This is a genomic window from Gilliamella sp. ESL0443 (genome assembly GCF_019469165.1).
In the GTDB taxonomy this organism is placed as follows: Bacteria; Pseudomonadota; Gammaproteobacteria; order Enterobacterales; family Orbaceae; genus Gilliamella; species Gilliamella apicola_E.
Map to the genome: position 1 here is coordinate 699,795 of NZ_CP048263.1, position 13,465 is coordinate 713,259.

The 13,465-nt window shown below is 35.6% G+C and carries 13 protein-coding genes and 1 pseudogene; 5 read left to right on the forward strand and 9 right to left on the reverse strand.

Features of this window, described 5'->3' with window-relative positions; all coding sequences use genetic code 11:
• Window positions 1–7 precede the first annotated feature (7 nt).
• The 3 genes from GYM76_RS03170 to yeiP all read right to left on the reverse strand — a co-directional run bounded on the left by GYM76_RS03170 (window position 8) and on the right by yeiP (window position 2,549).
• Window positions 8–835 (reverse strand): MBL fold metallo-hydrolase, encoded by an 828-nt coding sequence (locus GYM76_RS03170; RefSeq protein ID WP_220225862.1) that lies wholly within the window; start codon window positions 833–835, stop codon window positions 8–10.
• A gap of 230 nt (window positions 836–1,065) precedes the next feature.
• Window positions 1,066–1,962 (reverse strand): tRNA 2-thiocytidine(32) synthetase TtcA, encoded by an 897-nt coding sequence (gene ttcA / locus GYM76_RS03175; RefSeq protein ID WP_220225863.1) that lies wholly within the window; start codon window positions 1,960–1,962, stop codon window positions 1,066–1,068.
• 14 nt (window positions 1,963–1,976) lie between these two features.
• Window positions 1,977–2,549 carry an elongation factor P-like protein YeiP gene (gene yeiP / locus GYM76_RS03180; RefSeq protein WP_065562605.1) on the reverse strand — a complete coding sequence of 191 codons (573 nt, stop codon included), beginning with the start codon at window positions 2,547–2,549 and terminating at the stop codon, window positions 1,977–1,979.
• Window positions 2,550–2,652: 103 nt separating this feature from the next.
• Here yeiP and GYM76_RS03185 point away from each other — a divergent pair, with 103 nt between their 5' ends.
• Both GYM76_RS03185 and GYM76_RS03190 read left to right on the forward strand, forming a co-directional pair.
• Window positions 2,653–2,919, forward strand: coding sequence for a YkgJ family cysteine cluster protein (locus GYM76_RS03185; RefSeq protein WP_220225864.1), 267 nt, complete (start codon window positions 2,653–2,655; stop codon window positions 2,917–2,919).
• Window positions 2,920–3,096: 177 nt separating this feature from the next.
• Window positions 3,097–4,560, forward strand: a complete 1,464-nt coding sequence (locus GYM76_RS03190) for an amino acid permease (RefSeq protein WP_255561404.1) — start codon at window positions 3,097–3,099, stop codon at window positions 4,558–4,560.
• A gap of 121 nt (window positions 4,561–4,681) precedes the next feature.
• On the opposite strand, the gene infA is transcribed toward GYM76_RS03190, so the two are convergent.
• The 5 genes from infA to leuS all read right to left on the reverse strand — a co-directional run bounded on the left by infA (window position 4,682) and on the right by leuS (window position 9,883).
• Window positions 4,682–4,900, reverse strand: coding sequence for a translation initiation factor IF-1 (gene infA, locus GYM76_RS03195; protein WP_025315083.1), 219 nt, complete (start codon window positions 4,898–4,900; stop codon window positions 4,682–4,684).
• A gap of 218 nt (window positions 4,901–5,118) precedes the next feature.
• On the reverse strand, window positions 5,119–5,769 hold the full coding sequence (gene nadD, locus GYM76_RS03200; protein ID WP_220225866.1) for a nicotinate-nucleotide adenylyltransferase: 651 nt from the start codon (window positions 5,767–5,769) through the stop codon (window positions 5,119–5,121).
• Window positions 5,763–6,767: a DNA polymerase III subunit delta gene (gene holA / locus GYM76_RS03205; RefSeq protein WP_220225867.1), complete on the reverse strand. Its 1,005-nt coding sequence runs from the start codon at window positions 6,765–6,767 to the stop codon at window positions 5,763–5,765. The genes nadD and holA overlap by 7 nt, the downstream gene beginning before the upstream one ends.
• Before the next feature lie 2 nt (window positions 6,768–6,769).
• The gene (lptE, locus tag GYM76_RS03210; protein WP_220225868.1) at window positions 6,770–7,264 is read right to left on the reverse strand and encodes an LPS assembly lipoprotein LptE; all 495 of its coding nucleotides are present in this window, start codon (window positions 7,262–7,264) and stop codon (window positions 6,770–6,772) included.
• Between the two features lie 36 nt (window positions 7,265–7,300).
• Window positions 7,301–9,883, reverse strand: a complete 2,583-nt coding sequence (gene leuS / locus GYM76_RS03215) for a leucine--tRNA ligase (protein WP_220225869.1) — start codon at window positions 9,881–9,883, stop codon at window positions 7,301–7,303.
• A 235-nt stretch (window positions 9,884–10,118) separates the two neighbouring features.
• Here leuS and GYM76_RS03220 point away from each other — a divergent pair, with 235 nt between their 5' ends.
• Window positions 10,119–10,739, forward strand: coding sequence for a hypothetical protein (locus GYM76_RS03220; RefSeq protein ID WP_220225870.1), 621 nt, complete (start codon window positions 10,119–10,121; stop codon window positions 10,737–10,739).
• Window positions 10,740–10,900: 161 nt separating this feature from the next.
• Here GYM76_RS03220 and bamD read toward each other — a convergent pair.
• Window positions 10,901–11,623: pseudogene (gene bamD, locus GYM76_RS03225) on the reverse strand (outer membrane protein assembly factor BamD); the annotation flags it as partial.
• Window positions 11,624–11,715: 92 nt separating this feature from the next.
• Between bamD and rluD the strand changes: the two are divergent.
• Window positions 11,716–12,690 carry a 23S rRNA pseudouridine(1911/1915/1917) synthase RluD gene (rluD, locus tag GYM76_RS03230; RefSeq protein WP_220225872.1) on the forward strand — a complete coding sequence of 325 codons (975 nt, stop codon included), beginning with the start codon at window positions 11,716–11,718 and terminating at the stop codon, window positions 12,688–12,690.
• A 9-nt stretch (window positions 12,691–12,699) separates the two neighbouring features.
• Window positions 12,700–13,449 carry a peptidoglycan editing factor PgeF gene (gene pgeF / locus GYM76_RS03235; RefSeq protein WP_370632606.1) on the forward strand — a complete coding sequence of 250 codons (750 nt, stop codon included), beginning with the start codon at window positions 12,700–12,702 and terminating at the stop codon, window positions 13,447–13,449.
• Window positions 13,450–13,465 lie beyond the last annotated feature (16 nt).

Here is a 13,465-nt window from a genome sequence, read left to right on the forward strand (position 1 = left end):
CTCCGTATTAAATCGTCTTCGTCAAGCCATCATAGGCTACTTCAATATTGTAAGGTTTAAATATTTCAACTAACTCATTATGCATAAAACCACTGCTATGAGAGTGGTGAGACGTGATAAGTTGAGTGTTTGAACTAAAAATACCATCATCCAACATGCGTTTTTGAGTAGCGATAACAGTTTCAATACTCATATGATTATTGGTCTTATCATTTTGTTTATATCCGTAAGTACACTCAAAAATAGCCATATCAATTTTTTTGCCACTATCTTTTAACCATTGCCAAGTGAGTTCAGGAAAATAGCCAGAGTCATGTCCGTGTAGAAACGTTTTTCCATCTTTCTCAATCAAGTAAATAAAGCAAAATTCCCATTTAGCATGATTAGCTAACAAAGCCGTAACGGTATAACCAGCTGAGGTTACAACAGTTTGAAATGGAATTAATAAATTAAATACAAAACGTTCAGGACTATAGCCAGGTACCACATTCAAACAGCCATTTATGGCAATATCGTTTCCATAAACGTAAAGAGGGTGGTCAATATTAAAACAATAATCCACCATACGACTAAATAGATCGCCCACATTGAAATGGTCAGGATGAGTATGAGTAAATAATAAGTCCTTTATTTTAGTAACATCAATGTTTTCTCTCATTGCTTGATAGCTAAATTCTGGAGCAAAATCGATTTGCACAATATCATCAATAAGAATCGAACTTCGAGTTCTTATATTTTTACCTTTTTGAATACGAGATTTTTCACAAATCTGACATTTACAAAAAGGATTTGGGATACCTTCTGATGCAGCAGTACCCAAAAAATGTATTTTCACATTGTTCTCCTGTGTTTATTTATTTTTCATACATCATTATTTTATGAAAATTGGAACGTTTCAATTTTATTTTAATGTCATCGTAACCACAATAAAAATGGAATTTTTTTTGTTAATTCGTGAGCTAGATCAAAGTTTATATACAATCGATTATTGTTTTAATATCAGAAAGGATTACCGACGATATAGATTATCGCCGATAAAAAAAAGAAATTAAATTGAAGGTTTTTTTAGTTGGCTTCTTTCCAAAGAATCAGATTTTTATCATCTAGTTCCGATGTATCAAATCCGACCATAGCTGGTAACTCTTCATGATCAAATGCCAAATCACCACCATTAACATCAATATCACCTTTCTTAATACCTTTGAAATCATATAAATTGGTATCACATAAATGAGAAAGGGTAATATTCTGCGTGGCTCTGAACATGGTTTCTATACGGCCAGGAAATTTCTTATCCCAATCATTTAACATCTCTTTGATCACTTGACGTTGTAAATTAGGTTGTGAACCACAAAGATTACATGGAATGATAGGGAATTGCTTAATTTCAGCATATTTTGCAATATCCTTTTCTTTGCAGTACGCAAGTGGTCGAATAATAATATGTTCACCTGAATCATTCATTAATTTTGGAGGCATCGCTTTAAGTTTTCCGCCATAAAACATATTTAAAAATAATGTTTCTAAAATATCATCACGATGATGGCCAAGCGCAATTTTTGTCGCACCGAGCTCAGTTGCTGTGCGATATAAAATACCTCGTCGAAGCCTAGAACAGAGTGAACACGTGGTCTTGCCTTCAGGGATCTTTTCTTTAACAATACCATAAGTATTTTCTTGAACAATTTTATACTCAATACCTAAAGATTCGAGGTACTCAGGTAAAACATGTTTAGGAAATCCTGGCTGCTTTTGATCTAAATTGACTGCAACTAATTCAAATTGCACTGGTGCACTGATTTTTAAATTAATTAAAATGTCTAGCAATGTATAACTATCTTTACCGCCAGATAGACAGACCATTATACGATCGCCTTCTTCAATCATATTGAAATCAGCGATTGCTTCGCCTGTTAGGCGACGCAATCGTTTATGTAATTTATTTTGATTGTATGTATTCATCACGATTTAATAGATTATTCCGCTCGGCTCATATATCGGCGTTCAGCAATATGAATTTTAACTTTTTCGTGGTTATCAATATATTCAGGTACTTGAATAACAAGGCCAGTAGACAATGTTGCAGGTTTAGTACGTGCGCTTGCCGAAGCACCTTTTATACTTGGCGAGGTTTCAATAATTTCAAGTTCAACTGTTTGTGGTAATTCTAGAGCGACAACTTCATTTTCAGCCATCAAAACTTGAATTCCATCCATACCGCCTTCTGGGATGAAAAGAAGTTCTTCTTCAATTTGATCTTTCTTAAAAATAAACGGAGTATAGTCTTCATTATCCATGAATACATATTCATCCCCATCAATATAAGAAAAGCTTACAGGACGTCGAAATAGTTCGATAGTGTCTAAAACATCATCACCCTTAAAACGTTCTTCAACTTTACCTCCAGATTTAACATCGGTAAAACGCATTTTATAAAGTGTACTTGCGCCACGAGCACTAGGGCTTTGTACATCAATTTCTTTTACAAGTAACAACTTTCCGTTATAGGTGACAGCATCACCACGTTTAATTTCATTAGCTTTAGCCATAATAGATTCTTCATATTAAATAGAGTTAAAAATTAGCTCGCTATTTTACCCTTAACTTGCTATTGTCACCAATAAAATTTATAAAACAATCTCATCTAATCTCATGACTGAATCATTCCAATGTCGAAGAAACTGTGGGGCATGTTGTATTGCACCGTCGATCTCATCTGCTATGCCTGGTATGCCTAAGGGAAAACCAGCAGGTGTTGCATGTATCCATTTGGATGAAAATTTATTATGCAAATTATTTGGCAAATCGACTAGACCAAAAGTTTGTAGTCACCTAAGGCCATGTTATGAAATGTGTGGAATAAATCGTAGCCAGGCATTAGATTATTTAACGCAATTAGAACAGCTTACAAGCAACTAAGTATTGCTAATATTTAACATATCGGCTGTATTATTAGAATTATTTATCTCGCACATAAATTTTTTTGATACACTTCACGCACTTTAATTAGCTAATGATAAATATTTAAATAAATTAGCTTAAATCAGTTACTAAGCTACATCATATTAGGTGTAGTTAAAATAATTAGTAAATTTAATTAACAAGAAGAAAATTGATATGACGAAAAAATTAAAGCGTGATTTGAAAGCTCGCCATTTAGCAATGATTGCTATTGGTGGCTCAATTGGTACAGGGCTATTTGTCGCTTCTGGTGCAACAGTTGCACAAGCAGGTCCAGGAGGCGCATTACTATCTTATGCTATTATCGGCATAATGGTTTATTTTTTAATGACTAGTCTTGGAGAGCTAGCTGCTTATCTTCCCGTTTCGGGAACCTTTGCAACTTATGGAGCACGTTATGTAGATGAAGCATTTGGTTTTGCCATTGGTTGGAACTATTGGTATAACTGGGCAATTACTGTTGCTGTTGACTTAGTTGCAGCACAATTAGTTATTTCCTATTGGTTCGATGCTGGTGCCTATAGTTGGTTATGGAGCTTATTGTTCCTAAGCATTATTTTTTGCTTAAACTATATTTCTGTAAAAGGATTTGGTGAAGCAGAATTTTGGTTTTCATTAATCAAAGTGGTCACCGTTATTTTATTTATTGTTGTTGGCTTATTAATGATAATTGGCATTTTAAAAGGTGCTGAAAATGCTGGTTGGCAAAATTGGGAAATAGAGGGGGCTCCATTTGTCGGTGGATTCTCATCAATGATCGGTGTGGCAATGGTTGTTGGATTCTCATTCCAAGGTACTGAGCTAATTGGTATTGCGGCGGGAGAATCTAAAGATCCAGAAAAAAATATACCAAAAGCAATGAAACAAGTTTTTTGGCGAATACTGCTATTTTATATCTTTGCCATCTTAGTAATTAGTTTAATTATTCCATACACTGATCCTAACTTACTTCGTAATGATGAAACAGATATCAGCGTTAGTCCATTTACCTTAGTTTTCCAACATGCAGGACTTTTATCCGCAGCGGCTATCATGAATGCGGTAATTTTAACATCGGTTCTTTCTGCAGGTAACTCTGGCTTATATGCTTCAACACGTATGTTATATGCATTAGCAAAAGAAGGTAAAGCGCCTAAGATTTTCAGTCGATTATCTTCAACAGGCGTGCCTGATATGGCTTTATTTGCAACTACATTAGTGGCTATGCTCTGTTTCTTAACGTCGTTATACAAAGATCAAGTGGTCTATTTATGGCTACTAAATATGTCAGGTATGACAGGATTTATTGCATGGCTTGGTATTGCAATTAGCCACTATCGTTTTAGAAAAGGCTACGTCTCACAAGGACGAGATCTCAATAAATTACCTTACCGATCAAGTTGTTTCCCATTTGGTCCTATTTTTGCTTTTGTGCTTTGTTTGATTATTACACTCGGTCAAAATTATGAAGCATTTTTACAAGATACCATTGATTGGAATGGCGTTATTGCAACTTATATAGGTATCCCATTATTTCTTTCAATTTATTTTGGTTATAAGATTGTTAAAAAGACAAAATGGATAAAATACGATCAGATGGATTTTTCTCAAATGGACTAAACAAGTCACATCTAGATTAGATTGCACTTCCGTCGACATCTGTCGACGGAATTGTATTAAGAAAGAGAAAATAACCAATAAACTGGTTAATAATACAAAAACAACAAGTGCGATAACGATATTAGCGACTACGGAATATGATACGTGCTTTTGAAAGATCGTAAGGTGTCATTTCAACAGTTACTTTATCGCCAGTAAGAATACGAATATAGTTCTTTCTCATCTTTCCAGAAATATGTGCAGTAACAACATGACCGTTTTCAAGTTCAACTCGGAACATCGTATTCGGAAGAGTATCAAGAATAGTACCTTGCATTTCAATGTTATCTTCTTTTGCCATTGGGGCCTCTTAAAATTAAATACAAATTAAATATACTCAAATCAATATTCCGATTTTCTTTATGTTTAATTAGAAAAGCGAATTTATCAACTGAATCACCAATTTTTGGTGTGTGCAAATTCATTGAATATGAGTATAGACACAGAACAGCTATAATCAGATTATCTAAATATAGCGGCAAAATAATGCCGAAAAAACTCACAGATGTAAAGTCATTTCTAACATTTCTTTGAATTATAAATTCCATGTTCATGTATGTAGTGCCAAACTTTGCTCGGTAACAACTTTTCACAGCATTGTTGATTATCGATATTTAGCCTTATTTCTGTCGCTGAAATCGATTCAAGTGGTGTATTAGCAAAATAGATATAACCATTTGGATAATGATGTAACGCTTGGCTATCTTTTGTTTGATGTTGATTAATCCATGCTTGCAAATCATCGGTAGTTTGGGGATAACCTGGCCTTTTACAAATAAGCAAATGACAATAATCGAGCAACTTTTGCCACTCTTTCCAAGTGGGTAAATTAAGCAAAGAGTCTTGCCCTATAATAAAAGCCAAGCTTGATAGGGTACCATTTTGTTCACGCCATGCCCTAAGCGTATCAACAGTAAAAGAGGGTTGATTGATTAGCTGTGGTTCTAATTCTCGTGTATCGATGGAAAAAAGCGAATAATCAGATATAGCTAATTTTAACATAGCTAAACGTTGTTCTGTTGTGGCTTCTGGCTGTGGTTTATGAGCAGGGATTCGATTTGGCAATAAATTAATATTATTCAATCCAACCTCTTTGGCTAAGGCTAGAGCAGGGCGCAAATGCCCATAATGGATTGGATCAAAGGTGCCACCAAAGAGTGCTGTTAACAATTATCTAATCCCATAAACTGCATAGTTAAATTCAACAGAGCATCCCAAATAGGTAAATCATTATTATGTTTTAAGCTAATCTCGATTTCAGTTAAAGTGGCCAATAGAGCAAATAGATGCCTGATATCGAATCGACTTAAATAATCACTATACATCTTTCTTTTATTTTGCCAAATTCGATATTCGTCAAAAACTTGGCGCGGGGATTTTTCTGCTAAAGCCAATTTTAAATTGATCAACAAAATCAACTCACGTTGAATAATACGCAATAATATCAATGGCTCGAAATCATTCATTTTAAGCTGGTGTAACACATGCATTGCCCGCTTAGATTTATTGTAAACCATTGCATCAACCCAATGATAAGGCGAGAATATTGCTGAATCATTAATATTTGATTCTACTTGCTCATAATTAATAGTCTGATTAGGGTAAAGTAACTTTAATTGCTCAATAATTTGCGTTAAAGCCAACAAATTACCTTCATAATAATAACTAAGCAATTCAATTCCAGGTTGCTCAATTGTCATTTGCATTTGTTGCAAATAGGTTTTTATCCATGATGGTAATTGTGCTACTTCTGGCGTTGAACAATTCACAACTACTAAATTATCAGACAAGGCCTTATACCATGCTGAATTTTCTTGAGTCTTGGTAATCTTAACTAAGCTGATTATCAACCCGATATCAGGGGTTAACATTTCACATAACGTATTTAATTTTGTAGCAACTGAAACATTAAGCACACCTTCACCAATTTCTAAACAGAGCAAGGTTTTATTAGAAAACAAATTCATTGCCTGACAACTATCATACATTGCCGGCCAATCAGTTTGAGCGTTTATCGTGAAAGAAAGTTGCTCGTCATATCCAGCTTGTTTAAAAGCTTTACGTAACTCAGTTTGCGCATAATGTTGCAAGTAAGGATCACTACCTAAAATTAAATAATAGGGTGATCCTAACTGATGGATGATTTTTTCTGCACTAATTTTTTTCATCGTTAATTAGGTGTATCAACCGATTTTAATTTACGGATGATCTGTTTTGCAGCCTGCTTATACATTTCGTCTTCAATTAGATTTTGCTCGACTGTTTTCGCAAGAGCTGCGGCTGGATTATCAAAGAACGTACGGAAAACACGAATATTAATTGGATGAATTTGTTCACCCGCAATTACTACTTGAGCTTGAATCGTTAGTACTAATTGATATTCTGCTGCTTTACCATCTTGATAAATGGATATGGTGCTTTTACTCAATGAATCACCCACTATTCTGAGTGATGGGTAATTGGCCGGATCATTAATATTAGCCAAAGTTACTTTATTATCGCGTAGCAACTCTTTAATATTTCTCGATAAACGACCATAAGGATCACCACTAACATATGAAAGCGTTTTAAATCGAGCAGGGACTTCAGTTTCATACTGCAAATGAAATCCACATCCCGTTAGCGATATCGCCAATAACATCAGTAAAGCTAAATATTTTTTCATTGGTATTACCACCTATATCCAAGTTATCCAACAATATTAACTTACAACCAGATTCAATAATTTACCTGGTACATAAATCACTTTGCGAATTGTGGCATCAGCTAAGTATTTTTCAATATTTGGCTCTTGTTTAGCTTGCTCTACAACATAATCTTGCTGAGCATCAGCAGGTACAGTAAATTTACCACGCACTTTACCATTGATTTGCACAACAATTAATTTTTCGTCTTCAACCATAGCTGACTCATCAGCAACTGGCCATGAAGCATTATCAATTGTTTCACTATGACCTAATGCTTGCCACATAACAAAACAAGCATGTGGCATCATAGGATAAAGTAATCGAACAACTGCATTTAAAGACTCATCCATCAATGCGCGATCTTGATCAGTGTCTTGTGGTGCTTTTTGTAAGCGATTCATAAACTCCATCACCGCAGCAATAGCTGTATTGAAAGTTTGACGACGACCAATATCATCACTCACTTTAGCAATTGTTTTATGTAATTCACGACGTAAAGCTTTCTGATCAGCATTCAATTTAGCGATATCGAGCGCAGCAGTTTTACCAAGTTGAGAATGCTCAAAAACTAAACGCCAAACACGTTTAATAAATCGATTAGCCCCCTCAACACCGGATTCTTGCCATTCAAGCGTCATATCAGCTGGGGATGCAAACATCATAAATAAACGGACAGTATCAGCACCGTATTTTTCTACCATCTCTTGCGGATCGATACCGTTGTTTTTCGATTTTGACATCTTAGTCATACCAGCATGAACAAGTTCATTGCCTTTACTATCTATTGCTTTAGCAATACGGCCTTTATCATCACGTTCAATGGTCACCTCGGTTGGTGAAACCCAAATACGCTCGTTAGTTGGGCTGGTATAATAAAAAGCATCAGCTAAAACCATACCTTGGCAAAGTAAACGTTTAGCAGGCTCATCTGATTTAACTAAACCGAAATCACGCATTAATTTATGGAAGAATCGGAAATAAAGTAAATGCATAATCGCATGTTCGATACCACCAACATACTGATCAACAGGTAACCAATAATTAGCTGCTTTTTCATCTAACATACCTTTGTCATAATGCGGGCAAGTATAGCGAGCATAATACCAAGATGACTCCATAAAGGTATCGAAAGTATCTGTTTCTCGAAGGGCTGGTTGACCATTAACAGTTGTTTTTGCCCACTCGGGATCGGCTTTAATAGGACTGGTTATCCCATTCATTTCAACATTTTCAGGTAAAATGACGGGAAGTTGATCTTCAGGTGTTGGGATCGTTGTACCATCTTCGAGCGTCACCATTGGAATCGGCGCCCCCCAATAACGTTGGCGAGAAACACCCCAATCGCGTAAACGGTAATTCACTTTACGGTTACCAATACCTAAAGCAATAAGTTTATCGGCGATAGCATTGAAAGCTTGATCAAAATCAAGACCATCAAACTCACCTGAATTAAATAATTTACCGTGCTCAGTATAAGCTTGCTCAGAAAGGTCAGGAGCCTCGCCATCTTGATTTAAGATAACGGGTTTAATTGGTAAATTATATTTTGATGCAAATTCATAATCGCGTTCATCGTGACCCGGTACAGCCATCACAGCACCAGTACCATATTCAATTAATACAAAATTAGCGATCCAAACTGGAACCTTATTACCGGTTAATGGATGGATGGCAAAAAATCCAGTCGCCATACCTTTCTTTTCCATTGTAGCCATATCAGCTTCAGCGGTTTTCGTGGTTTTACATTCAGCAATAAACTCAGCAATTTTAGGATTGTTTTGCGCAGCTAATTGAGCAAGAGGATGCTCAGCCGCCACAGATACAAAACTCACACCCATTAACGTATCAGGGCGAGTAGTATAAACGCGTAACTTATCGCTATAATTTTCAACAGCAAAGTCAAATTCCACCCCTTCAGAACGACCAATCCAGTTACGTTGCATGGTCTTAACTTGTTCTGGCCAACTCTCAAGAGTATCTAAATCATTCAATAACTCATCAGCATAATCAGTGATTTTAATAAACCATTGTGGAATCTCTTTACGCTCAACAGGAGTATTACAACGCCAACAACAACCTTCAACTACTTGCTCATTAGCTAGAACAGTTTGATCGTTAGGGCACCAGTTAACAGCTGAAGTCTTTTTATAAACTAAACCTTTCTCAAATAATTTAGTAAAAAACCATTGCTCCCATTTGTAATACTCAGGACGACAAGTCGTAACTTCGCGGTCCCAATCATAACCAAAACCCAGTAATTGCAACTGCTTTTTCATATAAGCAATATTTTCATAAGTCCATTTAGCTGGTGCTGTATTATTTTTAACGGCTGCGCCTTCTGCTGGCAATCCAAATGCATCCCAACCGATTGGCTGTAAAACATTCTTGCCGTTTAAGCGTTGATAACGTGAGATCGTATCACCGATTGTATAATTACGGACATGACCAAGATGCAAACGACCTGAAGGATAAGGAAGCATCGACAAACAGTAATACTTCTCTTTAGATGGATCTTCAGTAACGTGGAAAGTTTTCTCTTCTTGCCAATGTTTTTGTACTTTGGCTTCAATTTCATCTGGGCGATATTGTTCTTGCATGACGAATTAATGTCCTATCTATTATTGCTAATAAAAAATAATCTGCTAATTGTATTGGTTATTGGCACGTTTTACAAACGATATATGAAACAAGGAGGATGATTTGATACCAATATTGATATGAATTAAAATCAATAAAGTTAACAATAAAAATAAAAAAAGAAATAAATCTTTGCTTCCCAGTATATATTAAAAAAACTTAAGATATATTTCTAAAAAATATCAGGAATAGTTTATGGAAAATCGTACATTTGAATTTCGCTGTTTCACTCGGCGCTCATTTATAAGTTTAATGATACTCATTTGTTGCTTTGGTGTTTTAGTCCTTGGTTGTCTCATGTATTTATTTTTCTCTGATGCGATCATGCCGATGATTCCCAACCAATACTTTGAGGTTATTTTTATTGTTGGACTCCTTGTTCCGGAATTATTTTCTGTCTTTCTATTTGCTATATGTATTGCTCGCTTGTTCCGTAAAAAAATGACGATCAATGTCAATTCATATTCGATTAGTATTGATGACCATAAAAAATTGAATCAAACGTTTCAATGGTCAGCATTACAAACAGTAATAATGCTTAAAAGTACCGTAGTGCTATATCACACGATTATTTTGGAGTTTGATAATAAGCTTATTAATATGATGGTGGCAAAAAGTATATATTTATCCAAAAAAGATATTGATCAATTTCTTCAATTTATACAATATGTCGATGAACAAATTATAAAACCAGATTTTACATTATCCTCATCGGATACAACGTTATCAACTAAACTTACCCAAGAACTAACAAAAGCATTAACAAATACAAATTATGATCATGGAGAATACCGTTATTTATATGTTAGAAAGTAACTCATGGGCATATATTGTTTATAAATTACTGATAAAAAAATGGCTATTTAAATATTTAAATAGCCATTATTTTTTAGATCTGAACTAAATTAACCACCATTAAATACACTTAAGAAGCGAGAAAAGTAAGATTTCTTCTCTTCAACAGGCATATTTTCAAGATTAGCTTGTATCAGTTTATCGACTTTTTGGCTTTCGTCAGTCAAACCTAATTCATTATAAGCATTACTCAATAACGATAATGCTGTTTTTGTTGAATCAGTATCAGGAAATAACGCTAACATTTGAATGACTCGATTTACCACGGCAACATAAGCGCCACGGTTAGTATAATATTGAGCCACTTTTAACTCATAGCGAGCGATACGGTTCTTTAAATATACTAAACGTTTTTTTGCATCAGCGGCATAACTACTAGTTGGAAAACTAGAAACCAAATAAGTAAAATCTTTAAATGCTGCCATCGCAAATTCAGGATCACGATCTGAACGATCAACATTAAACCAACCCTGAATAGTATTATCATTTTGCGCCATATTGTTAATACCGCGCATATAAATCACCCAATCGATATTCGGATGGGTTGGATTTAATTTTAAAAAGCGGTCAATTGACGCAATGGCCATAGGATAATCCGCATTTTTATAATAAGCGTAAATCAAATCGAGTTGGACTTGTTGTGAATAAGGTCCAAAAGGATAATTTTTATCAATCGTTTCTAAAACAGTAATACTCGATTTTAAATTCCCACCTTCAAGCTCAGTTTTGGCTTTATTGTGTAACTCAATTTCTGATACATTTTCAACATCAGGCTTTGTACTCGTACAACCAATTAGCGCGCTACTTAAAGCGATGGCTAACAAAGTATTTAAACGAAGTTTCATTCAGTTTTAATCCAAAATATAATTAAACATTAAAGGCAATGATTAGTATATAATACTCTAAATCATAACAGCTTAAAATAGATAAATTACACATGCACAAGTTAAAACTTTCATCAGAAATAGAGCCAACACAACTTGGAATGCGTCTGGATCAAGCTTTATCGGAGCTTTTCCCTGATTACTCAAGATCTAGAATTAAAGAATGGATCGTCAATAATCACGTGTTAGTTAATAATAATATTGTAAATAAACCCAAAGAAAAAGTTCTCGGTGGAGAAAAAATTACTATAGACGTTGAAATCGAAGAAGAAACATATCACCAACCTGAAAATATCGAACTCAATATTGTTTATGAAGATGATGATATTTTGGTTATCAACAAACCTCGAGATCTTGTTGTTCACCCCGGCGCAGGTAATCCAAATGGTACAGTGCTAAACGCATTGCTTTATCACTACCCAGATATTTCAAGAGTACCAAGAGCGGGTATTGTTCATCGCTTAGATAAAGACACAACTGGGCTAATGGTCGTTGCTAAAACCATTGAAGCACAAACCCACCTAGTTGAATCCCTACAACGTCGTGAAATTACTCGTGAATATGAAGCAGTAGCGATGGGAATAATTACAGCAGGTGGCACAATCGACCAGCCAATCACTCGCCATCCTACTAAACGAACGCATATGGCCGTATTTCCTACAGGAAAGCCAGCGGTAACCCATTATCGAGTCATGGAAAAATATCGACTTCATACTCGACTACGGCTAAGGCTAGAAACTGGCCGAACTCACCAAATTCGTGTACATATGGCTCATATCGCGCACCCACTCGTTGGTGATCCACTTTATGGCGGACGACCAAGACCACCAAAAGGCGCGAGTGAATCCTTTATCCAAACGCTACGCGATTTTGATCGTCAAGCTTTACATGCAACAATGCTACGTTTATATCATCCAATTACAGGTGAACTTATGGAATGGCATGCGCCAATACCGGATGATATGTTAACATTAATTCATGCGTTACAAGAAGATACAGAACTTCATAAAGATGAACTTGATTGGTAAATAAAAATGATTAAATCAATATATCCTTATTGGCCTGCACCGAGTAATGTTCGCGCTTTCACCTCCACTCGCATTGGAGGGGTAAGCCTTGCCCCTTTTGACAGCTTAAATTTAGGCAGTCGAACAGGGGATGACTTAAATAATATCGTAGAAAATAGAAATCGCTTAATACAAGCAGAAAAAGTGCCAAGTGAACCTTACTGGTTAAATCAAACGCATAGTACAACTGTCCTGGATATCACAAAAGTAAAACCAGCAATCAATACGGCACGATTTGAAGCTGATGGCTCCTACACTAAGCAAGCTAATCAGGTCAGTGTAGTCTTAACTGCTGATTGTATGCCGGTACTATTTTGCTCAGTTAAAGGCGATCAAGTAGCTGCTGCTCATGCGGGTTGGCGAGGACTATGCCATGGTATATTAGAAGAAACCGCAAAAAAATTTCAATGCAACACCAATGAAATTCTCGTCTGGCTAGGACCAGCAATCAGTGCACAAAAATTTGAAGTAGGTATTGAAGTTAAAGAACAATTTGAAGAGTATGACAAAAATGCTCACCATGCATTCAAATTTATCGAAGGCAAAAAATATCTGGCCGACCTTTACATGATAGCTAAACAGCGATTAAACGCGATCGGAATTACTCAAATTTATGGTGGTAATTATTGCACGTATACCGAGCGTGATCTGTTTTACTCCTATCGAAGAGAAAACAAAACGGGAAGAATGGCGACAATGATATGGTTTGAAGAAAAGTGATAAACCACTAGTTTAA